Consider the following 24,613-nt stretch of genomic DNA (forward strand, 5'->3'; position numbering starts at 1 on the left):
CAATCCTCCAGGCGGCACTTCCGCAGCGCCGCGACCACTTTGAACAGCTCGGCCGTTCCGTCGAGCAAGTGGACATTCTCGATCCAAAGTCGAGCCCCACCGGCCGCGGTTGACCGTGGACCGAGCACCGGAGAATCATTGAGCTGTGGCACTCGTAAGGCCAAGCTCGGGCCTTCTACGCTTCGAAGACACACTCGATACACCGTGCGCATCGAAACAGGGCGGGCGGCGGCCGGGACAGCGGAGATGTCAGTTCATCTCCACCTGCACCACGCCCGGGACCGCCCGCAGCGCACCGGCGACCTGGGGCGTCGCCTGATACTTGCCGGGGAGCTTGACCTCGACCTCCCGATCGCCCCCGTCGAGGATCAGGATCAGCGAGACCTCGCCCTCACCGCGCAGCGACAGCTGCTTGTGCACCGAGCCGATCGGGCGGTCGTCGCGGAGATAGATGCGCATGCCCTTCTGGTGACGGGCGGCGGCCTGGTCGAGGGGCTCGGCCGTGGTGATCCGGGCGCGCACATCCTCCCCCTCCGCATTCGCCTGGAGGGTGAGCACCAGGGGGCGGCCCGGCTCGAGGATGTCGCGGTACTGGTTGAGACCCTCGGAGAAGATGATCGCCTCGAAATGCCCGGTCTGGTCCGACAGCGTGACGATGCCGAGCTTGTTGCCGCTCTTGGTGCGCCGCTCCGAGCGGTCGAGCACCGAGGCCGCGACCCGCCCGACGCTGGCGGAGCCGGCCCGGACCGCCCGGCAGAAATCCGCCCAGGACTGCACCCGCAGCTTCTCCAGGATCTGCCCGTATTCGTCGAGCGGGTGGCCGGAGAGGAAGAAGCCGACCGCGTCGCATTCGCGCTTCAGCTTGTCGGTGAGCGTCCAGAATTCGTGCGGCGGGATGCGCAGGCCCACATCCGCCGAGGCGACGCCGCCGAACATGTCGGCGATCCCCGAGGTCTCGGCCTCGGCCGCACCCTGCGCCATCTTCATCATCGGCTCGACGGCGGCCCAGGCCCGCGCCCGATCCGGCTCGATGCAGTCGAGGGCGCCCGCCGCGATCAGGTTCTCCAGCGTCCGCTTGTTGACGTGGCGCGGGTTGAGACGGCGCGCGAAGCAGGCCAGATCCTTGAACGGACGGTCGCCGCGGGCGGCGACGATCGATTCCACCGCCGAACGCCCCACGCCCTTGATGGCCGCCAAGGCGTAGAGGATCCGCCCCTCCTTCACGTCGAACACGACACCGGAGGTGTTCACGGAGGGCGGCTCGACGGTGATCTTGAGACGCTGCGCGTCCTGACGGAATTCGGCGAGCTTGTCGGTGTTGTCGAGGTCGAGCGTCATGGCTGCGGCCAGGAACTCGACCGGGTGGTTCGCCTTCAGATAGGCCGTCTGGTAGGTCACCAGGGCGTAGGCTGCGGCGTGGGATTTGTTGAAGCCGTAATCGGCGAATTTCGCCAGAAGGTCGAAGATTTCATTGGCCTTCGCCTGGGCAATCCCGCTCTCCAGGCAGCCCTTCACGAAGCGGTCGCGCTGGGCGTCCATCTCCGCTTTGATCTTCTTGCCCATGGCGCGACGGAGCATGTCGGCTTCGCCCAGCGTGTAGCCGGCCAGAACCTTCGCGACCTCCATCACCTGCTCTTGGTAGACGATGATCCCGAAGGTCTCCCGCAGGATCGGCTCCAGCATCGGGTGCGGATACCAGCTCGCCTCGTTGCCGGCGTCACGCCCGAGCTTGCGCTCGCAATAGACCGGGATGTTGGCCATCGGGCCCGGCCGATAGAGCGCCACCAGGGCGATGATGTCCTCCAGCCGGTCGGCCTGCATCTCGCAGAGGGCCTTGCGCATGCCGGCGGATTCCACCTGGAACACGCCGACCGTCTCGCCCCGGCCCATCGGCTCGTAGGTTTTTCCGTCGTTCAGTGGAATCTGGGCCAGATCGACCTCGATGCCGCGCTGCTTCAACAGGTCGGTGCAGCACCGCAGCATCGTGAGCGTCTTGAGGCCCAGGAAGTCGAACTTCACCAGCCCCGCCTGCTCGACCCATTTCATGTTGAACTGGGTCACCCGCATGCCCGTCTTCGGGTCTCGGTAGAGCGGCACCAGCTCTTCCAGCGGGCGGTCCCCGATCACCACGCCGGCGGCGTGGGTCGAGGCGTGGCGGTGAAGGCCCTCCAGCTTCTTCGAAATCTCCATGAGCCGGGCGACGATCGGCTCCTCCTCGATCGCCTGCTGGAGCTTCGGCTCTCCCTCGATCGCCTGGACCAGCGTGACGGGGTTGGCCGGGTTCTGCGGCACCAGCTTGGTCAGCTTGTCGACCTGCCCATAGGGCATCTCCAGCACGCGGCCGACATCGCGCAGCACGCCGCGGGCGAGCAGCGTACCGAAGGTGATGATCTGCCCGACCTGACGCTCGCCGTAGCGCTGCTGCACGTAGCGGATCACCCGCTCGCGGCCCTCGACGCAGAAATCGATGTCGAAATCCGGCATCGAGACGCGCTCGGGATTCAGGAAGCGCTCGAACAGCAGGCCGAACCGGAGCGGATCGAGATCGGTGATGAGGAGCGACCACGCCACCAGCGAGCCCGCGCCCGAGCCGCGGCCGGGACCGACCGGAATGTCGTGGTCCTTGGCCCATTTGATGAAGTCCGAGACGATCAGGAAGTAGCCCGGGAACTTCATCTTGACGATGACGTCGAGCTCGAACTTGAGACGCGCGCGGTAATCGTCCTCCGTGAACCCGGGGGCCGTGCCGTGCTGCTTCAGCCGCAGGTCGAGCCCGGCCTCGGCCTGGCGGCACAACTCGGTCGGCTCGTCGGCGGCGACCGCCTGCACCGGCGCGTCCGCGGCCTCGGCCAGGATGTCGGCCATCGGCGCCGTCTCACCCGCGGCAACCGTGGCGAAGTTCGGCAGAATGGGCTTGCGGGTGCGCGCCCGGTAGGAGCAGCGCATGGCGATCTCGACGGTCGCGGCCAGCGCATCCGGAAGATCGGAGAACAGAGCCATCATCGCGGCGCGCGTCGTGAAGGCGTGGCGCGGCGTCAGCCTCCTGCGGCGCTCGTCGGAGACGAGGCGGCCTTCCGCGATGGCGAGCAGCGCATCGTGGGCCCCGTAATCGTCGGGCTTGGCGAAGTAGGGCTCGTTGGTCGCCACCAGACCGAGCCCGTGGCGGTCGGCGAGCCGCAGCAATTCACGCTCGACGGCCGGTCCGTCGTCGAGGCCGTGACGTTGGATCTCGACATAGAGCCGGTCCTCGCCGAACGCGCCTTTCAGAACCTCGAGGCGACGCGCCGCCTGCTCGGCGCGGCCGGCACGCAGGCTGGTGTCGACCGGCCCCGAGAAGCCGCCGGTCAGGCCGATCAGCCCCTCGACATTGCCGTCGAGGGCCGAGACGGCGAGATTGGGGGCAGCCCCCAGCGGCCCGTCGAAATAGGCCCGGCTCGCGAGCCGCAGCAGATTGCCGTAGCCGGTCTCGTTCTGGGCCAGCAGCACGATGTTGGCGCAGCCCGCCTGGGGCATGCGCGCCATCGGATCGGGCGCCTCGAAGCAGACGGTGAGCTGCAGGCCGGCGATCGGCTGGATGCCGGTGCCGGCGGCCTTCTCCGAGAATTCGAGGGCGCCGAACAGGTTGTTGGTGTCGGTGAGCGCCAGCGCCGGCTGACGGTCGGCGGCGGCCGCCTTCACGATGTCGGCGACCTTCACGCCGCCTTCGAGCAGCGAGTAGGACGAGTGGACGTGGAGGTGGACGAAGCCGACTTCTTTGAGAATGCGCGCCATCGCGTTGCTGCGGACCGACCTTGCCTCGGGGCCGGACAGGATCCGGGCGCGGGGTTAAAGAGTCGAGTGGCGCCACGGTGACTCCGGTGGACGGAATGGCCAGTTCCACCATTCACGCCGGCCCGTCGCGCTCCGCCATGTCCACGCTGCGGGGATCGTTGGCAGATAACCGCTGCATCTTCGCTGTGGACACCGACACGACGCGCGGAACAAAGCGAGACCGCCTTAATGAATCGGTGCCAAGGCTACCGCCCACAGCGCAACCGCGCCGAACAGCATGCCGAAGGCGGTGAACTCGACGAGGTTGGTGAGGAACCCGCGCTTGGCCATCTGGTCGCTCCCTGGTGATGAAGCGAGTTTTGTTCTTGTTTTGTTCTTTGTAAAGCCCGCGAGGGCGGTCGAAAACGGATCGTGGTAAAGAAATCCTTGTTTCGGCCGGGGTGTGGCGCCGACGTCACCCCACCTGCTCGATCATCCCGTCGCGGATCGTGACGCGCCGGTCCATCCGGGCGGCCAAGTCCATGTTGTGGGTGGCGATCAACGCGGCGAGACCGGAGGCCCGCACCAGCTGGAGCAAGATGCTGAAGACCCGGCCCGACGTCTGTGGGTCGAGATTGCCGGTCGGCTCGTCGGCAAGCAGGAGACGCGGGCCGTTGGCGACGGCGCGGGCGATGGCGACGCGCTGCTGCTCGCCGCCGGACAGCTCGGCCGGGCGATGCGGCAGGCGTTCCTTGAGGCCGAGGAAGCTCAGGAGTTCGGCCGCACGGGTCTCCGCCTCACGGCGGCCGAGGCCGCGGATGAGTTGGGGCAGCACCACGTTCTCCAGCGCCGAGAACTCCGGCAGGAGATGGTGGAACTGATAGACGAAGCCCATCTCCTCGCGCCGCAACCGCGTCCGCTCGCCGTCGGACATCGAGGCGGTCGGCTGGCCGCCGATATAGACCTCGCCGCCATCGGGCCGCTCTAGGAGGCCGGCGATGTGGAGCAGGGTCGATTTGCCCGCGCCGGAGGGCGCCACCAGCGCGACGAGCTCCCCCGGCCAGATGGCGAGATCGGTGCCGCGCAGGATCTCCAGCGCCCCCTCCCCCTGCGGGTAGCGGCGCTCGACGCCCGAGAAGAACAGGGCCGGCACCGGCTGCGCGGCGTCGGCTTGCGACTGTGCCATGGAGAGTCCGTACCCTGGGATACCGTCAGCCGTAGCGCAGGGCCTGCACCGGATCGAGCCGGGCGGCGCGCCAGGAGGGATAGAGCGTCGCGGCGAGCGACAACAGGATCGAGGTGACGACGATGACGGCGACCTCGGTCGTGTTCATCTCGGCCGGGATCTCGGCGAGGAAGCGCACGGTCGGGTCCCAGGCACCGGGAAACAGCGTGCGCTGGATCGGCTTGATGTTGAGGGTGAACAGCACGCCGCCGACGAGCCCGATCGCCGTGCCGACGAGGCCGATGAGGGCCCCGTTGATCAGGAAGACCCGCATGATGGTGCCCGGCGTCGCGCCCATGGTGCGCAGGATCGCGATATCGGAGGATTTGTCGCGAACGAGCAGGATCAGCCCCGAGATGATGTTGAGCGTCGCCACGATGACGATGAGGTTGAGGATCAGGAACATCACGTTCCGCTCCACCTCGAGCGCGCCGAAGAAGGTGCGGTTGGTCTGCCGCCAGTCGGTCAGGAGGATCGGGCGCTCCGCCGCCATCTCGAGGGGCTCGCGCATCTCGGCCACCGTTTCGGCGTCGTCGAGATAGATCTCGATCACGCTGACATCGCCGTCGCGATTGAAGAAGGCCTGTGCCTCGGTGAGCGGCATGAAGGCCATGGTCGTGTCGAAATCGGTCACGCCGATCTCGAAGATCGCCTTCACCGTGTAGGCCTTGGAGCGCGGCGCGGTGCCGAACGGCGTGCTCGCCCCCTTCGGCGTCTGAAGCGTGACCTGATCGCCGGCCTGAAGCCCGAGGGAATCGGCGAGGCGCCGGCCCAAGGCCACCCCGGTTCCGTCGTCGAAGCCCTCCAGCGTGCCGCTCTTGATCGCGGTGGAGACCGCGGGGACCTTAGCGAGATCCGCCTCGCGCACGCCGCGCACCAGCACGCCGGAGCCGCCATAGGGCGAGGAGGCGAAGGCCTGTCCCTGCACCATCGGCACGACGGCGCGCACGCCCGCGACCTTCTCCAGCCGCTCGGACAGATCGACGTAGTCGGTGAAGAGCTTGTCGATCGGCGCGGCGAAGACGTGGCCGTTGAGACCCACGATCTTGGAGCGCAGTTCCGTGCGGAAGCCGTTCATCACCGAGAGCACGATGATGAGGGTGGCGACCCCCACCGCGATCCCGAGCACCGAGAACAGGGCGACCACCGAGACGCCGCCGCCCCGGCGCCGGGCACGGAGATAGCGACCGGCGATCAGCCACTCGAAGCCCGCGAAGGGCCGCGTCGAGGCGCTCGCCCGCGCGCTGCGCAATCGGGCCAGCGCGCCCTTCCAGTCGCTGAGCGCGAGCGCCATCGTGTCCGCCTCAGATGCGCCGCAGCCGGGCCGGGAGATCGACCGGATCGAGCGTCTCCCGCTCACCGGTGGCGCGGCGCTTCAGCTCGATCTTGCCGTCGGCGAGCCCCTTCGGACCGACGATCACCTGCCAGGGCAGACCGATCAGGTCGGCGGTGGCGAATTTCGCGCCGGGCCGGTCGTCGCGATCGTCGTAGAGCACGGAGAGCCCGGCGGTTTCGAGCGCCGCCTGAATCTCGGCACAGGCCGTGTCACAGGCGCCATCGCCGACCTTGAGGTTGATCAGCGCCACGTCGAAGGGGGCGATCGCATCCGGCCAGATGATGCCCGCCTCGTCGTGGCTCGCCTCGATGGTTGCGGCCACAAGCCGGCTCGGACCGATGCCGTAGGATCCCATATGCACCGGCCGCTCCTGACCGTCGGGGCCGGTGACGACCGCCTTCATCGGCGTCGAGTACTTGGTGCCGAAATAGAAGATATGGCCGACCTCGATGCCGCGGGCGGAGAGCTGCGCGGCCTCCGGCACCTCGGCGAAGGCTGCGGTGTCGTGCATCTCGTCGGTGGCGGCGTAATGCGAGGTCCAGGAATCGACCACGCCCTGGAGCCCGGCGACGTCGTCGAAATCGACCGACGGCGGGGGCACCGGCATGTCGAGATAGGCGCGGTCGCAGAACACCTCGCTCTCGCCGGTATTGGCCAGGATGATGAACTCGTGGCTCAGATCGCCGCCGATCGGACCGGTATCGGCCCGCATCGGGATCGCACGCAAGCCCAGCGTCTCGAAGGTGCGGAGATAGGAGACGAAGACCTTGTTGTAGGAGTGGCGCGCCGCGGCCTGGTCGAGGTCGAACGAGTAGCCGTCCTTCATCAGGAACTCGCGCGAGCGCATGGTGCCGAAGCGCGGACGGACCTCGTCGCGGAACTTCCACGAGATCTGGTAGAGGTTCTTCGGCAGGTCCTTGTAGGAGCGGGCGCTGGCGCGGAAGATCTCGGTGACGACTTCCTCCGCCGTGGGCCCGTAGAGCAGTTCACGCTCGTGGCGGTCCTTCAAGCGCAGCATCTCCTTGCCGTAGGCCTCGTAGCGGCCGGACTCGCGCCACAGGTCGGCGGCCTGGATCGTCGGCATCAGGATCTCGATCGCGCCCGCGCGGTCCTGCTCGGTGCGGATCACCTTGCAGACCTTGTCGAGAACCCGCAGCCCCAGCGGCAGCCACGCGTAGATGCCCGCGGCCTCCTGGCGGATCATGCCGGCGCGCAGCATCAGGCGATGCGAGACAATCTCGGCTTCCTTGGGCGTCTCGCGCAGGATCGGCAGGAAGTAGCGGGAGAGACGCATCTTTCGACCTTGAACGGCTGGCGCAGGCCGGCGGCGGGAAACGGGCCGGTGCGCGAGGCACACAACACATTGCGCCTGCAAAATACAAGCGCCAGGGAAGCACAGGCCGCCGCAGCTTCCGATGCCGACGGGCGTACCGTTTGGCTTCGTCGATCTCTGCGTGGAGATGGCGGCGGATGCGAAGTTCGCTGCGCCGATCGCAGTCGAGGCGGAGATCAGGGGGCGGTTTGCAGCAAGGTTTGCAAAAAAGCGCCGCGAACCGTCTCCGGCCTGATGACAAAGGGAAATCTTCTTCCTATAAGCACCCCGCGATGGTCGCCGCCCAACGAGGCGGCGCACGGTCCGAGTCTCGGGAGGAACAAGCAGCCGCCGCGCCGCAAGAAATGCGCGAGATAAAGCTAGGCTGCAAAACACTAGATTGTTTCAAAGCAAGGCCTCGTGCCTTGCTTTTTGTTTTTTGGACATCTGACACGATCCGCTCCGTGTCGCAGCCTCTACCCTCGCTCTACTCCGCTGCGACGGCGCTCGGACGGCCGAGGGCGTCGCGGGCATGGGCCAGGGCGAAGGCCGCGATGCAGAGATAGCAGAGCGCGGGGGCGCCCAGGGCGATAGCGAGGCCGTAACCGTCGGCGAGCGCCCCGGTCAGCACCGGCACGATCGCGCCGCCGACGATCGCCACGCAGACGATGCCGGCGCCCTGTGCCGTGCGCTCGCCGAGCCCCTCGATCGCCAGTGCGAAGATCGTCGGGAACTGGATCGCGTTGGCCAGGCCGACCGCGATCAGCGCCCAACCCGCGAGCATGCCCGAACTGGTCGCCGACAGGGCCGTGAGCCCCGCGGCGGCCAGCGCGACGGCGCAGAGCGCGGCTCCCGGCCGGACAGCGCGCAGAACGAAGGAGCCGACGATCCGCCCGGCCAGCGCCCCGCCCCAGTAGAAACTGAGCAGATGGCCCGCCGTCTCGGGGCTAGCCCCGAGCACCCGCGGCTGTTCGAGATAGCTCACCATCAGCGTGCCGATGGCCACTTCCGCGCCGACATAGAGAAAGATCGCTAGTGCCCCGAAGGCGAGGCGCGGCCGCCGGAGAAGATCGAGCCCGAGCCCGCCCGAGCCGGCGCTCTCCCCGGCATCCTCTTCGCGGACCCGGCGGCGCAGGATCCAGAACAGTACGGCGAGGGCCACAAGGCCGGCGGCGATGACGAGGAAGGGCGTGCGCACCACGTCCGCCTCGGCCTGCCGAGCTGCCGCCAGCGCCGCCGCATCCGTGCCCGAGGGCGTGACGGTATGGGAGAGGATCGCCCAGGCCCCGATCACCGGACCGACGGTGGTGCCGAGGGCGTTGAAGGTCTGGGCGAGCGTCAGCCGGCTCGAGGCCTGAGCCGGGTCGCCGAGGCCGGCCACCAGAGGGTTGGCCGCCACCTGCAATACGGCAATGCCCGAGGCCATCACGAATAGGGCCAGCAGGAACATCGGGAACAGGCCGATCCGCGCGGCGGGCGCGAAGAGCAGGCAGCCCGCCGCCATCACGACGAGGCCGACGACCAGACCGCGCATGGAGCCGATCCGCGTCACCATCGCACCGGCCGGCAGCGAGATCAGCGCGTAGGCGGCGAAGAAACAGAATTGGGTGAGCGTCGCCTCGGTGTAGCTCAGCGTGAACAGGCTCTTGAGCTTGGGCGTGACGATATCGACGAGGACGGTGGCGAGACCCCAGGCGAAGAACAGGGCGAGCATGAAGGGCAGAAGCCAGCCATTGCCGCCCGTGCCGGCCTTGCTGTCAGCGGGCGCGCGCGGCCCTGCCACCATCCCGGCCATGGCGTGTCTCCCTATCGGCCCGCATGGATACCGGGGCCGTCGAGACAGGGTGCGGATCCCCTCAGGCGCCTGTCAACGCGGCGCTGCGTCCGGCCGCGAATCTTTCGGGTGTCAGGTCGCTCACAGCCGCGCGAGCGGGAAAATCAGCATCGCGGCCACGAAAGCCCCGCCGGCCAGCAGCGTGGTCAGCAATGCCTTCTCCCGCAGGCGGGGCAAGGCCGGCGCGCCGGGATCCTGCCCCGGCACCAACCGCTGCGGATCCGCCTCGGCCGCGTTGCCGAGGGGTAGGATCGCGAACAGGAAGGTCCACCACAGCACGAAGTAGAGGGCGAGCGCCCCGAACACGGTGAGGGCAAACCCCTTCACGGCGACCGCCACCAGGATCGCGACGAGGGCTGCCACCGTCAGCACGGTGAGCGGGGTCGAGGCGGCGATGGTGCGAAGGGGGGTCATGGATGGCCGTTATTCTTGACGGATCGCGCACCGCGCGGATCCCTGCCTGCCGACGGGAGGGATTTCGGAGCGAGCCTTAGGAGCGAGTCTTGGACTTGCCTGATCGGCTTTTCCCATCCACCGCCCACATCCTGAGGTGCCGCGAAGCAGTCTCGAAGCAGGTCGCCGGAAGGCTCGCGATCCCTGGAGCCTCCTTCGAGGGCCCACCGAGGCGGGCGCCTCGGGATGTGGGCGGGAATCAGGAAAGCCGCGTGTCGACACGGCAGAGAAAGCCCCGTCGGGCAGGCCTCAGACCTGCTCCAACTCGACGAGGGTCCCCAGGAAGTCCTTCGGGTGGAGAAAAATCACCGGCTTGCCGTGCGCACCGATCTTCGGCTCGCCGGTGCCGAGCACGCGGGCGCCGGCCGCCTTCATCTGATCGCGGGCAGCGATGATGTCGTCGACCTCGTAGCAGACATGGTGGATGCCGCCGGCCGGGTTCTTGTCGACGAAGCCCTGGATGGTCGAGTTCTCGCCCAACGGCGACATCAGCTCGACCTTGCTGTTGGGCAGTTCGACGAAGACGACGGTGACGCCGTGCTCCGGTTGCGGCAGCGGCTCCGTCACCTTGGCGCCGAGCGTGTCGCGATAGACCGCGGTCGCCGCGTCGAGATCCTTCACCGCGATGGCCACGTGATTGAGCCGTCCGATCATTGTTTGCTCCTCCCTACCCGCTGCGTTCCCCTCCCCCTCGTGGAGAGGGGGTTAGGGGTGGTGCGGAAGGTACCGCTCCGGCTTCATCCTGTACCTCCCCACTTTTGGATCCTCCCCACCCGGATTGGTCCGCCCTATGGCAGCAACTCGGTGCGGATCCCGAGCGAGCCCGGGATCCGTGGCGAGGAACGAGGGCTCAGACCTCGACCACCTGCACGTGGCAGGCGGGCTTCTTGCCCCAGGCTTCGTTGACGGCGGAGCGCACGGCCCGGTCGACCGCGTTCTCGACGGCTTCCGAATCCTTCATCTTGCCGCGCGACAGGCCGCTCAGGGTGCGGTTGACCGTATCGACCACGGTGTCGAGCAGGGGCTCCCCATCGCGACCGCGATTGGGCAGACCCATGATGTCGACCGCCGGCTCGCCGACCACCGCGCCGCGCTCGTCGATGGCGATGGCCACCGAGACGATGCCGGTCTGGGACAGCTTGCGGCGCTCGGGGATTGCCCGGTCCTTGGCGTCGATCAGGACGTTGCCGTCCTTGTAGAGCCGGCCGGCGCGGACATGCTCGACCACCTCGGGCTTGCCCGGGGCGAGGCGCACGACGGCACCGTTGCGCGCCTTCACCACCGTCTCGACGCCTTGAGAGCGGGCGAAGCGCGCGTGCTCGTCGAGATGCAGTGCCTCGCCGTGGACCGGCACCACCGCCTTCGGCCGGGTCCAGCTGTACATGGCCACCATCTCCTCGCGCCGGGGATGGCCCGAGACGTGGACGAGTTCGGTGCGGTCGGTGATGACCTCGATGCCGGCCTCGATCAGGTCGTTGATGATGGCGCCGACATCGCGCTCGTTGCCGGGGATCGCGCGGGACGAGAAGATCACCCGATCCCCGGCGGTCAGCGAGATCGCCGGATGGTCGTCGCGCGAGACCCGCGACATGGCCGCCCGCGGCTCGCCCTGCGAACCGGTGAGCAGGCAGACCACCTTGTCGCGGGGGATGTGGCCGTAGGATTCCGCACCGCGGAAGTCCGGCAGGCCGTCGAGATAGCCGCATTCGCGGGCGACATCGATGACCCGGTCCATGGCCCGGCCGACCGCGATCACCTCGCGACCGCAAGCCTGGGCGGCTTCCGCCACGGCGCGGATGCGGGCGACGTTCGAGGCGAAGGTCGTCACCGCCACGCGGTGGGGCGATTCCTCGATGATGCGCCGGAGCGTGGCCGAGACTTCGGACTCGCTCGGCGAGCGGCCCTCGCGCAGGACGTTGGTGGAATCGCATACCAGCGCCAGGATGCCCTCGTCGCCGAGTGCGGTGAACGCCTCCGGCGAGGTGGTGTCGCCGGCCACCGGCGTGTCGTCGAGCTTCCAGTCGCCGGTATGCACCACGAGGCCGAACTCGGTGCGGATCGCCACCGCATTCGATTCCGGGATCGAATGGGCCACCGGCACGAACTCGATCTCGAACGGACCGACGGTGACCCGCTTGCCCGGCTTGATCTCGCGCAGATCGACCTTGGGCGCGCCGGGCTCGGAGAGGCGGCGGGTCTCGAGAAGCTGCTTGGCGAACCGCGTGGCGTAGACCGGCGCCTTCAGGCGCGGCCACAGTTCGGAGATCGCGCCGATATGATCCTCGTGCGCGTGGGTGATGAAGATGCCCAGAAGATCCTTCTTGCGCTCCTCGATGAAGGCAAGGTCGGGGAACATCAGATCGATGCCCGGCAAACCCTCCTCACCGGCGAAGCCCATGCCGCAATCGACCATGATCCATTTGCGTGCCCGCTCGGGTCCGATCCCGTAGAGGCCCGCATTCATGCCGATCTCGCCCACGCCGCCGAGCGGCACGAAGACGAGCTCGTCCTGCCGTGTCGTCATCTTGTCGTCTATCCAGTCTCAGGCCGCCGTCGCGGCACTTCCGAAATGCACCTCGCCCGCCGTCACGGTTCGTCGTGTTCCGTCCGGGGCGAGGATCACAAGCCGCCCCCCCTCGTCGATCGTGTCGAAAACACCGGACAGCGTCGTCTCGGCGGTTCGCACCGACACGGGGGCACCCACCCCCGCCGCGCGCTCCAGCCAGAGCTGCCGGATTTTCGGAAATCCGCGCCCCTTGTTCCAGATCTGGGCCGCTTCGACAAATCGTTCGGTCAAGGATTCGAGCAGTCTGGGCGCATCGACCGCATGCGCGGGGCGAAGGGCCGCGGCCGGGTAGGGCAGATCGTCGGGGGCGGCCGCAACGTTCACGCCGAAACCGATGACGACCGCACGCCGCCCGCTGGGGAGTTGCTCGGCCTCCAAGAGGATCCCGGCGAGTTTTTTGCCGTTCATGAGGACGTCGTTGGGCCATTTCAGGCGGAACGAAGCTTCGCCTGTCCCTCCCATACCCCCATCCTGAGGTGCGAAGCGAAGCGCAGCCTCGCAGGAGGGCTCCAGCGGATCGGGCGATCCCTGGAGCCCTCCTTCGAGGCCCGCTGAAGCGGGCACCTCTGAATGAGGGTGGGGGTGGGAGGAGCGGCACACATCCCGGATCGCATCGACCAGCGCCACCCCGGCGACGAACCCCAGGGTCGCGACCATCTCCGGCGCCACGCCCTGGACCGGCCAGAGCAAGCTCGCGAAAAGATTGCCCTCGGGCGACTGCCAGACGTTGCCGCGCCGGCCCCGGCCCGCCTCCTGCAGGCGGGTCGCGACCCAGAGCGGGCCGGTCTCGCCCTCGCGGGCGCGGGCGAGAGCCTCGGTGTTGGTCGAGCCGAGGCGGTCGTGGCTATGCAGGCGGTGGCCCTCCGCGCGGGCCGCCGGGCTGAGCCGGAAGGTCATGCTTCTCAGAACAGGGACTTCGCGGCGCTGCCCGCCGCCGCCACCAGCGGCGCCGGGATGAGGAAGAACAGCACCACGACGACGCTCGATGCAGCGAGCACGATGGCCGAACCCGGCGGGATCCGCTCGTATGGAGCCTGCGCCTCGTCGAAATACATCACCTTGACGAGGCGCAGGTAGTAGAAGGCACCGACCACGGAGGTCACCACGCCGATCACCGCCAGCGTCACCAGCCCCGCCTTGATGGCGGCGGCGAAGACGTAGAACTTGGCGAAGAACCCGGCGAGCGGCGGGATGCCGGCCAGCGAGAACATCATCGCGGCGAGGCTGAAGGCCAGCCACGGATGCGTGCGCGAGAGCCCGGACAGGTCGTCGATGGTCTCGAACATCCGGTCCTTGCGCCGCAGCGAGAGCAGCACCGCGAAGGCGCCGAGCGTCATGGCGAGATAGATCACCATGTAGATCACGACGCCGCGGATGCCCTCCTCCGAGCCGGCGGCCAAGCCGATGAGGGCGTAGCCGACATTGCCGATCGACGAGTAGGCCATCAGGCGCTTGAGGTTGCGCTGGCCGATCGCCGCGAAGGAGCCGAGCGCCATCGAGGCGATCGAGACGAACACGATGATCTGCTGCCAGACCGCGGTCACGTCGGGGAAGGCACCGATGAACACGCGCACGGTCATCGCCATGGCGGCCATCTTGGGGGCCGAGGCGAAGAAGGCGGTGACCGGCGTCGGCGAGCCCTCGTAGACGTCCGGCGTCCACATGTGGAACGGCACCGCCGCCAGCTTGAAGGCGACACCCGCCGCGACGAACACGATGCCCAGCACGATGCCGAAGCTCACCGGGCCGTCGAGCGCCGTGACGATGCCGGGGAACGAGACCGTGCCGGTGAAGCCGTAGACCAGCGAGGCGCCGTAGAGCAGCATGCCCGACGAGAGCGCGCCGAGCACGAAGTACTTCAGGCCGGCTTCCGTGGACTTCACGTCGTCGCGGTGGAAGGCGGCGATGACGTAGGCGGCGAGCGATTGCAGCTCCAGGCCGAGATAGAGCGAGATCAGATCGTTGGCCGAGGCCATCACCATCATGCCGATGGTGCACAGCACGATCAGCAGCGGATACTCGAACCGGTCGATGCGCTCGCGCTGGAAATAGTCTCGCGAGAGCAGGATCGTGGCGGACGAGCCGATCAGGATCAGGGCCTTCATCACCCGGGCGAAGGGGTCGGCGATGAAGGCGCCGTTGAGCGTGGTGACCTGGCCGGTCTGGGAGACCACGAGGAAGAAGGTGAAGATCAGAAGCCCGAGCGCGCCGAGATTGACGCTCTCAGCCGAGCGCTCGCCGCGCCACGCGCCCCAGAGCACCAGCAGCAGCGCGCCGATGCTCAGGACGATCTCCGGCAGGACCGGCGTGATCGCCGGCAGGACGGATTGGATCGGGGTCATCGCGCGGCGGCCTCGATTTTCTGGGACTTCGGTCCAGCCATGTTCTCGGCCGCTGCGAGCTTCGCCGCCTTGGCGGCCGCTTCCGCGGTCTGCGTGTTGGCGAGCGCCGTGCGCATGTTCTGCATCAGGGCTTCGGTCGAGGGCGCGAAGGTATCGAGCACCGGGGCCGGGTGGACGCCGTACCAGATCGTCAGCGCGACGAGCGGCGCGATGATGATCTTCTCTCGCAGGTCGAGGTCGAGGATACCCTGGAGATTGGGCTTCTCCAGCTTCCCGTAGATCACCCGCGCGTAGAGCCACAGGGCGTAGCCCGCCGACAGGATGATGCCGAAGACCGAGAAGAACGCGACCGTCGGGTTGGCCTTGAACGCGCCCATCATCGCGAGGAATTCGCCAACGAAGCCCGAGGTGCCGGGCAGGCCGACATTGGCCATGGTGAAAACCATCATGGCGGCGGCGTAGAGCGGCATCCGCTTCACCAGACCGCCATAGGCCGCAATCTCGCGGGTGTGCATCCGATCGTAGACGACGCCGACGCAGAGGAAGAGCGCGCCCGAGACGATACCGTGGGAGATCATCAGGAACAGGGCACCCTGTATGCCCTGCTCGTTCAGGGTGAACAGGCCCAGCGTCACGAAGCCCATATGCGCCACCGAGGAATAGGCGATCAGCTTCTTGATGTCGGTCTGCATCATCGCGGTGAGCGAGGTGAAGATGATCGCGATCACCGAGAGGGCGAAAACGAGGGGCGCGAATTCGGCGCTCGCGTCCGGCAGCATCGGCAGCGAGATCCGGATGAAGCCGTAGCCGCCCATCTTCAGCAGGATGCCGGCCAGGATCACGGAGCCCGCCGTCGGCGCCTCGACGTGGGCGTCGGGGAGCCAGGTATGAACCGGCCACATCGGCATCTTCACCGCGAAAGAGGCGAAGAAGGCGAGCCACAGCCACCATTGCATGCCGACGGGGAAGCGGTGGGCCAGCAGCGTCGGGATGTCGGTGGTGCCGGCCTCCCAGTACATCGCCATGATGGCCAGCAGCATCAGCACCGAGCCGAGCAGGGTGTAGAGGAAGAACTTGAAGCTGGCATAGATGCGCCGCTTGCCGCCCCAGATGCCGATGATGAGGAACATCGGGATCAGGCCGGCCTCGAAGAACAGGTAGAACAGCACCAGATCGAGGGCGCAGAACACGCCGATCATCGTCGTTTCCAGAACGAGGAAGGCGACGAAATACTCCTTCACCCGGTGCTCGACCGAGAGCCACGAGGCGCCGATGCAGAACGGCATCAGGAAGGTGGTCAGCAGGATCAGCGGCATCGAGAAGCCGTCGACCCCGAGCTTGAAGCGGATGGTCTCGGCCAGCCACGCATGGCTCTCGACCAGCTGGAAGCTGGGGGACGCGATGTCGTAGCGGGCCCAGGCGGCGAGCGAGAGCAGGAAGGTGACGATGGTCGTGATGAGCGCCGCCCAGCGGGCGTTGCGCTTCACGGCCTCCGTCTCCTCACCCAGCGTCAGGATGAAGGCGGCGCCCGCGAGCGGGACGATCAGGAGCCCGGAGAGAATGCCGAGGCCGAACATCAATGCGCTCCTCCGACCGCCGGCACGCCGGAGACGAGGTACCACGTGATCAGGCCGGCGACCCCGACGAGCATCACGAAGGCATAGTGGTAGACGTAGCCGGTCTGGAAGCGGACCACGCCGCGGGTGACGTCCACGACCCGGGCCGAGATGCCGTCGGGGCCGAAGCCGTCGATGACGCGCCCGTCACTTTCCTTCCAGAGGAACAGCCCGAAGTTCTTGGCCGGACGCACGAAGAGCCGGTCGTAGATCTCGTCGAAGTACCACTTGTTGAGCAGAAAGCGGTACAGGATCGGCTGCGAGGTCGCGAGACGGTTCGGCAGGTCGGGCCGGCGGAGATACATCCAGAAGGCCAGGACGAAGCCGAGCACGAGCATGATCGCGGGCGAGGCGGCGACCCAGCCCGGCGCGTCGTGGATCTTGTGCATGATGTCGTTGCCGGAATGGTGCGGCAGCGCGTGACCCCAGAACCGGTCCATGTCGTGCCCGATGAACCGCTCCTTGAAGATCAGGCCGGCAAACAGCGCACCGAAGGCCAGGATTCCGAGCGGAATCGTCATCACGAGCGGGCTCTCATGCGGCTTGTGGGCGCCGTGATCGTCGTGGTGCTCGATCGCGCTGTGCGAGGCGGGCTCCAGATCGTGACCCTTGTCGTCGTGCGCCACACCCTCGTGATGGCCGGGCTTGCCGTCGGCCTCGTGCGCGAGAGCGTGGGCATGGGCCGAGGCATGATCGTCGTGCGCGGCGTGCGCGTGGTCGTCGTGACCATGGGCTCCATGCGCGACCCACCGCTGCGGCCCCTCGAAGGTGAGGAAGAACAGGCGCCAGGAATAGAACGAGGTCATCAGCGCGGCGATCACGGTGGCGAGGAACGCCAGCACGTGGCCGGGGCGATCCGACATGTAGGCCGCCTCGATGATCGCATCCTTGGAGTAGTAGCCGGCGGTGAACGGGAAGCCGATCAGGGCGAGCGTGCCGATCGTCATCATCGCCGTGGTGAAGGGGATGTAGGGGCGCAGGCCGCCCATGTTCCGCATGTCCTGCTCGTGGTGCATCGCGTGGATGACCGAGCCGGCGCCGAGGAACAGCAGCGCCTTGAAGAAGGCGTGGGTGAAGAGGTGGAACACGCCGGTGGCGTAGGCGCCCACGCCCAGGCCGACGAACATGTAGCCGAGCTGCGAGCAGGTCGAGTAGGCGATGACCCGCTTGATGTCGTTCTGCACGAGGCCGACGGTGGCGGCGAAGAAGGCCGTGATGCCGCCGATGATCGTGACGACGGTGAGCGCGGTCGGGGCCAGCTCGAACAGCGGCGACAGGCGGGCGACCATGAACACGCCGGCGGTCACCATGGTGGCGGCGTGGATGAGCGCCGAGACCGGGGTCGGGCCCTCCATCGCGTCCGGCAGCCAAGTGTGCAGCAGGAACTGCGCCGACTTGCCCATGGCCCCCATGAACAGGAGCAGGCAGGCCAGCGTCAGGGCGTGCCAGTCATGTCCGAGGAAGTGGAAGGTCGCGTCCTTCAGCTCCGGGGCCTTGGCGAAGATGGCGTCGAAGCCCACGGATCCCGTCAGGACGAAGACGAGGAAGATGCCCAGCGAGAAACCGAAATCGCCGACGCGATTGACGATGAAGGCCTTCATCGCCGCAGCGTTGGCCGAGGGCTTCTCGTACCAGAAGCCGATCAGCAGGTAGGAGGCGAGGCCGACGCCTTCCCAGCCGAAGAACATCTGCACGAGGTTGTCGGCCGTCACCAGCATCAGCATGGCGAAGGTGAACAGCGACAGGTAGGCGAAGAAGCGCGGCCGGTGCGGATCCTCGTGCATGTACCCGATGGAATAGACGTGCACGAGGGTCGAGACCGAGGTGACGACGACGAGCATGATCGCCGTCAGCGTATCGACCTTGAAGGCCCAATCGACCACGAGGTCGCCCGCCGTGAACCACTGCGCGACGTGGACCGTCTCGGCCCGGCCGTCCCCCGTAACGAGGAAGAAGGCGCCCCAGGACAGGAGGCAGGCGAAGGCGAGGCAGCCCGTCGTCACAAGTTCGCTCAGCCGGGCGCCGAGCGTGCGGCCGAACAGGCCGGCGATCAGCGCGCCGATCAGCGGGAAGAAGACGATGGCGTGATACATGGGGGATCGTGCCTCGCAGCAGGCGGACGAGAGGGTGGCGCGCTGGTGAGAGCGGTCAGCCCTTCATCATGCTCACGTCTTCGACGGCGATGGAGCCGCGGTTGCGGAAGAACACCACCAGGATGGCGAGGCCGATGGCGGCCTCGGCCGCGGCCACCGTCAGCACGAACAGGGCGAAGACCTGGCCGGTGATGTCGTTGAGATGGGTCGAGAACGCCACGAAGTTGATGTTGACCGCGAGCAGGATCAGCTCGACCGACATCAGGATGACGATGACGTTCTTGCGGTTGATGAAGATGCCGAGCACGCCGAGCGTGAACAGGATCGCGGCGACCGTCAGGTAGTGGCTCAGGCCGATCATGCTCAGACCTCCACGCCCTGCCGGGAGGGCACCTTGATGGTATCGACCGCCATCGCCTGAGTGCGGGCGTTCTGGACGGAAATGTTCTGGCGCTTGACGCCGGTGCGGTCGCGCAGCGTCAGGACGATGGCGCCGATCATCGCGACTAGCAGGATCAGGCCGGCGATCTGGAAGAAGTAGACGTAATCCGTGTAGAGCACCCGCCCGAGCGCCTGGGTGTTGGTCAGGCTCTCGCCGTGGGCGGCACGCCCGAGCGGCGCCTGCACGAGCCCCGGATCGATCGTCCAGCTGCCGACGACCAGCAGCAGCTCGATGAGGAACACGGCACCGATCAAGCCGCCGACGGGAAGGTAGCGCTGGAAGCCTTGCCGGAGGGCGGCGAAATCCACGTCGAGCATCATCACGACGAACAGGAACAGCACCGCCACTGCGCCGACATAGACGACGACGAGGATCATCGCCAGGAACTCGGCCCCCATCAGGATGAAGAGGCCCGCGGCGTTCACGAAGGCGAGGATCAGGAACAACACCGATGTGACGGGGTTCCTGGCGGCGATCACCATGAAGCCCGAGGCAACGGCGAGGCCCGCGAAGAGATAGAAGAAGGCGGCGGCTGCGGTCATGCGGTTTTCAGCATCGGCCGCCCTCGCGGGCGGCTCCCTTCTGCCTCGGTGGACCCTCGGCCGCAGGCGGCGGCCCGTCTATAGAACTCGGCCCTGCGGCGCACAACAGCGCACCGGAAGACCTTGGCCGGAACCTCAGCGATACGGTGCGTCGGTCGCGATGTTCCGGGCGATCTCGCGCTCCCAGCGGTCGCCGTTCGCGAGCAGCTTCTCCTTGTCGTAGAGCAGCTCTTCACGGGTCTCGACCGAGAACTCGAAGTTCGGCCCCTCGACGATGGCATCGACCGGGCAGGCCTCCTGGCACATGCCGCAATAGATGCACTTCACCATGTCGATGTCGTAGCGCGTGGTGCGCCGCGTGCCGTCGTTGCGGCGGGGGCCCGCCTCGATGGTGATGGCCTGGGCCGGGCAGATCGCCTCGCAGAGCTTGCAGGCAATGCAGCGCTCCTCACCGTTGGGATAGCGGCGCAGGGCATGCTCGCCCCGGAAGCGCGGCCCCCGGTGCCCCATCTCGAAGGGATAGTTGATCGTGGCCTTCGGCTTGAAGAAATACTTCATGGCGAGGACGAACCCCGACACGAACTCCTTCAGGAGAAGGCTTCTGGCGACCTGATCGAGCTTCACGGCGCGATCTCCGAATGCGGTTGCGGTCAGGCTCCCGGCGCGAGGCCGGTGAGCTTGAGGACGAAGGCGACGACGATGACCGAGATCAGCGACAGCGGCAGGAAGACCTTCCAGCCGAGCCGCATGAGCTGGTCGTAGCGGTAGCGCGGCACCATGGCCTTCACCATGGCGATCATGAAGAACAGGAAGCTTGCTTTCAGCGCGAACCAGATCACGCCCGGCACCCAGGTGAAGGGCGCGAACGGGATCGGCGAGAGCCAGCCGCCGAGGAACAGCACGGTCCCGAGCGCGCACATGGTCATGATGGCCACGTATTCGCCGAGCATGAACAGCAGGTACGGCGTCGAGGAATACTCGACCATGTAACCGGCCACGAGCTCCGATTCCGCCTCAGGGAGATCGAAGGGCGGGCGGTTCGTCTCGGCGAGCGCCGATACGAAGAACACGCCGAACATCGGGAACAGCCACAGCCAGTACCAGCCGAACAGCCCGAGCGCCGTGTCCTGCGCCATGACGATGCGCGAGAGATTGAGGGAGCCGGCGCAGAGCAGCACGCAGATGATCACGAAGCCCAGCGACACCTCGTAGGAGATCATCTGCGCGGCGGATCGGAGCGCGCCGAGGAAGGCGTATTTCGAGTTCGACGCCCAGCCGCCCATGATGACGCCGTAAACGCCGAGAGAGGAGATAGCGAAGATATAGACGATGCCGACATTGAGGTCGGCGATCGCCCAGCCATCCGCCAGGGGGATCACCGCCCAGGAGGCGAGCGCCAGCATTGCGAAGACCAGCGGCGCCAACAGGTAGATCGCCTTGTTGGCGCCCGCCGGAATGACCGGCTCCTTCAGCACGAACTTCAGGAGATCGGCGAAGGACTGGAACAAACCCCAGGGACCGACCACGTTGGGCCCCCGCCGCAACTGCACCGCCGCCCAGATCTTGCGATCCGCCAGAAGGGCGTAGGCGATGAAGACCAGGAGCGCTGCGAGCAGCACGAAGCTCTTCAGCGCGATCAGGAGAACGGTGCCGAGCACCTCGAGGAAGGTCATCGGGCCGTTCCCTATTCCGCCGCTTCGAGCGCGCGGCCCCGGGCGAGCCCGGAGCACTCGGCGAGCACCCGCGAGGAACGGGCGATCGGATTGGTGAGATAGAAGTCGGCGACCGGCGAGGCGAACGCCGCCTTCTCGGACCGACCCGGCAGCGCCGCGAGCGTCTCCAACGCCGCCATATCCGACGGCTCGACGGACCCGACCGCGGCGAGATGCGGATGAGCGGCGTACAGCGCCTTACGCAGGCCTCCGAGCGAATCGTAGGGCAGGCGCTTGCCCAGGATGTCGGAAAGAGCGCGCAGGATCGCCCAATCCTCGCGGGCATCCCCGGGCGGGAAGCCGGCGCGATTGGTCATCTGCACCCGGCCTTCCAGATTGACGTAGGTCGCGCTCTTCTCGGTATAGGCGGCGCCCGGCAGGATCACGTCGGCGCGGCTCGCACCGGCATCGCCGTGGGTGCCCTGGTAGATCACGAAGGCACCCGGTGGGATCGCCCGCTCATCGGCACCGAGGTTGAACACCACATCGAGCGCGCCCGGCTCCAGCATCTGCGAGAAGGTCAGCCCGCCCTCCCCCGGCACGAAGCCGAGATCGAGCGCACCGACGCGGGCCGCCGCCGTCTGCAGCACGCCGAAGCCGTTCCAGCCCTCCGCGACGGCGCCGACTTCCTTCGCCAGGGCCGCCGCGGCGGCGAGCGCGCCGGGCACGCCGAGCGCGCCCTCGCCGACGATGATGAGGGGGTGCTCGGCCTTTTGCAGGATCTCGAAGAAGCTGTGCTCGCCCTTGCCCAGCGAGGTCAGGGTGTCCGTGCCCGCGCCGAGATAGGTGTAGGGGTAGGTAAGGTCGGGCTGCTCGTCGAGGATCAGGCCGACGGCGAGCGGCGCCATGCGCCAGCGCTTGCGGATGCGCACGTTCAGGAGCGAGGCCTCGGTGCGTGGATTGGTGCCAACCAGGAGGATCGCGTCCGCCCGCTCGATACCGGGGATCGTCGGTCCGAACGTGTAGGCGGCGCGGCCCCAGGCCGGATCGAGTGCCTCGCCGGTCTGGCGCGCATCGAGATTCGTGACGCCGAGCGATCCCATCAGCTGCTTGAGGGCGAAGATCTCCTCGACGCCCGCGAGATCACCGACCAGCGCGCCGACGCGCTTCGGGTCGGCCCCCTTCATCTTGGCGGCGATAGCCGAGAAGGCCTCGCCCCAGGAGGCCGGACGCAGGCGTCCGTTCTCGCGCAGGAACGGTCGGTCGAGCCGCTGGAGGCGGAGACCGTCGACCACGTGGCGCGTCTTGTCGGAGATCCACTCCTCGTTGATCTCCTCGCTGATCCGCGGCTCGATCTGCATCACCTCGCGGCCGCGGGCATCGACGCGGATCGCGGAGCCCACCGCATCCATCACATCGACGGATTCGGTCTTGTGCAGCTCCCACGGGCGCACGTTGTAGCTCTGCGGCTTGTGGACCAGCGCGCCGACGGGGCAGAGATCGGCGACGTTGCCTTGCAGCTCCGAGCCCATCGCCTGTTCCAGGTAGCTCGTGATCTCCATGTCCTCGCCACGGCCGATGGCGCCGAGATCCGGCACGCCCGCGACTTCCGCCAGGAAGCGGACGCAGCGGGTGCAGTGGATGCAGCGATTCATCGCCGTGCGCACCAGCGGGCCGATATACTTCTCTTCGACCGCGCGCTTGTTCTCGTGATAGCGGGTCGAATCGACGCCGTAGGCCATCGCCTGATCCTGCAGGTCGCAATGGCCGCCCTGGTCGCAGATCGGGCAATCGAGCGGGTGATTGATGAGGAGGAACTCCATCACCCCCTCGCGGGCCTTTTTCGTGAGGCCCGAGCGGGTCAGAACCTCCGGCGGCTCACCGTTCGGTCCGGGCCGACAATCCTTCACCGCGTAGGCGCAAGAGGCCACCGGCTTCGGCGCGCCCTTCAGCTCCACCAAGCACATGCGGCAATTGCCGGCGATCGACAGCCGCTCATGGAAGCAGAAGCGCGGGATTTCCGCGCCCGCGACCTCACAGGCCTGGAGCAGGGTGTAATCGGCCGGGACATCGACCTCGGTGCCGTCGACGAGGATTTTGGTCATCGTGTCTTCTCGACGTTGAGCATCGGGGCGGCGGTCACTCCGCCGCCATCGGCACTGCATCCATGTGTGGGTTCGCGCTGTACTGATCGATCCGCTTCTCGATCTCCGGCCGGAAATGCCGGATCAGGCCCTGGATCGGCCAGGCCGCCGCATCGCCCAGCGCGCAGATCGTGTGCCCCTCCACCTGCTTGGTGACTTCGAGCAGCATGTCGATCTCGCGCTTCTGCGCGCGGCCGGCGGCCATGCGGGTCAGCACGCGCCACATCCAGCCGGTGCCCTCCCGGCAAGGCGTGCACTGGCCGCAGGACTCGTGCTTGTAGAAGTACGAGATGCGCGCGATCGCGCCGACGATGTCGGTCGACTTGTCGAGCACGATCACCGCCGCGGTGCCGAGACCCGAGCCGAGATTGCGGAGGGTGTCGAAATCCATCTTGGCGTCGATGATCTGCTCGGCCGGAACGAGCGGGACGGATGAACCGCCCGGGATGGAACACAGAAGATTGTCCCAGCCGCCGCGCATGCCGCCGCAATGCTTGTCGATCAGCTCGCGGAAGGTGATGCCGAGCTCTTCCTCGACGTTGCAGGGCTTGTTGACGTGGCCCGAGACGCAGAACAGCTTGGTGCCGGTGTTGTTCTTGCCGCCGAGACCGGCGAACCACGCGCCGCCCCGGCGCAGGATGGTGCCGGCGACCGCGATCGACTCGACGTTGTTGACGGTCGTGGGACAGCCATAGAGGCCCATATTCGCCGGGAACGGCGGCTTCAGCCGCGGCATTCCCTTCTTGCCCTCGAGGCTCTCGATGAGGGCCGTCTCCTCGCCGCAGATATAGGCACCCGCGCCGTGGTGCACGTAGATGTCGAACGGGTAATCGTGGATGTTCGACGGGCCGACGAGACGGGCCGCGTAGGCCTCGTCCACGGCCCGCTGAAGGGCGAACTTCTCCGCTACGTACTCGCCGCGGATATAGACGTAGCAGGCATGCGCGCCCATGGCGAAGGACGCCAGCAAGCAGCCTTCGATCAGGAGATGCGGATCGTGCCGCATGATCTCCCGGTCCTTGCAGGTGCCCGGCTCCGACTCGTCGGCATTGACGACGAGGTAATGGGGACGCCCATCAGACTTCTTGGGCATGAACGACCATTTCAGGCCGGTCGGGAAGCCTGCGCCGCCGCGGCCGCGCAGGCCCGAGCCCTTCATCTCGTCGATGATCCAGTCCCGGCCCTGATCGAGCAGGAACTTGGTGCCGTCCCAGGCGCCCCGCTTCTTCGCCGCCTCGAGATCGGGCGAATGCAGGCCGTAGAGGTTGGTGAAGATGCGATCCTGATCGGAGAGCATGTCTCGGTC

General features: G+C 67.3%; 18 protein-coding genes. All 18 read right to left on the reverse strand.

The genetic code is table 11. The annotated features are described in order from the left end of the window. Nucleotides 1–249: 249 nt before the first annotated feature. Nucleotides 250–3,771 (reverse strand): DNA polymerase III subunit alpha, encoded by a 3,522-nt coding sequence (dnaE, locus tag MFF26_RS19715; RefSeq protein WP_137828741.1) that lies wholly within the window; start codon nt 3,769–3,771, stop codon nt 250–252. A 454-nt stretch (nt 3,772–4,225) separates the two neighbouring features. Next, nucleotides 4,226–4,936, reverse strand: coding sequence for an ABC transporter ATP-binding protein (locus MFF26_RS19720; protein ID WP_137828742.1), 711 nt, complete (start codon nt 4,934–4,936; stop codon nt 4,226–4,228). 25 nt (nt 4,937–4,961) lie between these two features. Next, nucleotides 4,962–6,269 carry a lipoprotein-releasing ABC transporter permease subunit gene (locus MFF26_RS19725; RefSeq protein WP_137828743.1) on the reverse strand — a complete coding sequence of 436 codons (1,308 nt, stop codon included), beginning with the start codon at nt 6,267–6,269 and terminating at the stop codon, nt 4,962–4,964. Nucleotides 6,270–6,279: 10 nt separating this feature from the next. After that, nucleotides 6,280–7,605 carry a proline--tRNA ligase gene (gene proS / locus MFF26_RS19730; protein WP_137828744.1) on the reverse strand — a complete coding sequence of 442 codons (1,326 nt, stop codon included), beginning with the start codon at nt 7,603–7,605 and terminating at the stop codon, nt 6,280–6,282. A 505-nt stretch (nt 7,606–8,110) separates the two neighbouring features. Continuing rightward, a complete protein-coding gene (locus MFF26_RS19735; RefSeq protein ID WP_210236192.1) occupies nt 8,111–9,418 on the reverse strand; it encodes a sugar MFS transporter in 1,308 nt (435 codons plus the stop codon). Between the two features lie 120 nt (nt 9,419–9,538). Next, the gene (locus tag MFF26_RS19740) at nt 9,539–9,871 is read right to left on the reverse strand and encodes a DUF1467 family protein (protein WP_137828745.1); all 333 of its coding nucleotides are present in this window, start codon (nt 9,869–9,871) and stop codon (nt 9,539–9,541) included. Between the two features lie 288 nt (nt 9,872–10,159). Then, nucleotides 10,160–10,564, reverse strand: a complete 405-nt coding sequence (gene mce / locus MFF26_RS19745) for a methylmalonyl-CoA epimerase (RefSeq protein ID WP_091942038.1) — start codon at nt 10,562–10,564, stop codon at nt 10,160–10,162. A gap of 196 nt (nt 10,565–10,760) precedes the next feature. Next, nucleotides 10,761–12,434 (reverse strand): ribonuclease J, encoded by a 1,674-nt coding sequence (locus MFF26_RS19750; protein WP_137828746.1) that lies wholly within the window; start codon nt 12,432–12,434, stop codon nt 10,761–10,763. An 18-nt stretch (nt 12,435–12,452) separates the two neighbouring features. Next, nucleotides 12,453–13,373: a biotin--[acetyl-CoA-carboxylase] ligase gene (locus MFF26_RS19755; RefSeq protein WP_137828747.1), complete on the reverse strand. Its 921-nt coding sequence runs from the start codon at nt 13,371–13,373 to the stop codon at nt 12,453–12,455. A 5-nt stretch (nt 13,374–13,378) separates the two neighbouring features. After that, nucleotides 13,379–14,818: an NADH-quinone oxidoreductase subunit NuoN gene (nuoN, locus tag MFF26_RS19760; RefSeq protein ID WP_137828748.1), complete on the reverse strand. Its 1,440-nt coding sequence runs from the start codon at nt 14,816–14,818 to the stop codon at nt 13,379–13,381. Beyond that, a complete protein-coding gene (locus tag MFF26_RS19765) occupies nt 14,815–16,395 on the reverse strand; it encodes an NADH-quinone oxidoreductase subunit M (RefSeq protein ID WP_137828749.1) in 1,581 nt (526 codons plus the stop codon). Before MFF26_RS19765 ends, nuoN begins: the two co-directional genes overlap by 4 nt. Continuing rightward, the gene (gene nuoL / locus MFF26_RS19770) at nt 16,395–18,527 is read right to left on the reverse strand and encodes an NADH-quinone oxidoreductase subunit L (protein ID WP_137828750.1); all 2,133 of its coding nucleotides are present in this window, start codon (nt 18,525–18,527) and stop codon (nt 16,395–16,397) included. The genes MFF26_RS19765 and nuoL overlap by 1 nt, the downstream gene beginning before the upstream one ends. Before the next feature lie 55 nt (nt 18,528–18,582). Then, entirely contained in the window at nt 18,583–18,888 is a 306-nt protein-coding gene (nuoK, locus tag MFF26_RS19775) for an NADH-quinone oxidoreductase subunit NuoK (protein WP_137828751.1), read from the reverse strand. A gap of 2 nt (nt 18,889–18,890) precedes the next feature. After that, on the reverse strand, nt 18,891–19,511 hold the full coding sequence (locus MFF26_RS19780) for an NADH-quinone oxidoreductase subunit J (protein ID WP_137828752.1): 621 nt from the start codon (nt 19,509–19,511) through the stop codon (nt 18,891–18,893). A gap of 135 nt (nt 19,512–19,646) precedes the next feature. Beyond that, nucleotides 19,647–20,135, reverse strand: a complete 489-nt coding sequence (gene nuoI / locus MFF26_RS19785) for an NADH-quinone oxidoreductase subunit NuoI (RefSeq protein WP_091942023.1) — start codon at nt 20,133–20,135, stop codon at nt 19,647–19,649. A gap of 26 nt (nt 20,136–20,161) precedes the next feature. Next, nucleotides 20,162–21,184, reverse strand: coding sequence for an NADH-quinone oxidoreductase subunit NuoH (gene nuoH / locus MFF26_RS19790; RefSeq protein ID WP_137828753.1), 1,023 nt, complete (start codon nt 21,182–21,184; stop codon nt 20,162–20,164). A gap of 11 nt (nt 21,185–21,195) precedes the next feature. Beyond that, entirely contained in the window at nt 21,196–23,268 is a 2,073-nt protein-coding gene (gene nuoG / locus MFF26_RS19795; RefSeq protein ID WP_137828754.1) for an NADH-quinone oxidoreductase subunit NuoG, read from the reverse strand. 34 nt (nt 23,269–23,302) lie between these two features. Then, on the reverse strand, nt 23,303–24,604 hold the full coding sequence (gene nuoF / locus MFF26_RS19800; protein ID WP_137828755.1) for an NADH-quinone oxidoreductase subunit NuoF: 1,302 nt from the start codon (nt 24,602–24,604) through the stop codon (nt 23,303–23,305). Nucleotides 24,605–24,613: the final 9 nt, after the last annotated feature.

Origin of the sequence: Methylorubrum suomiense (assembly GCF_022179765.1) — a bacterium.
GTDB lineage: Bacteria > Pseudomonadota > Alphaproteobacteria > Rhizobiales > Beijerinckiaceae > Methylobacterium > Methylobacterium suomiense.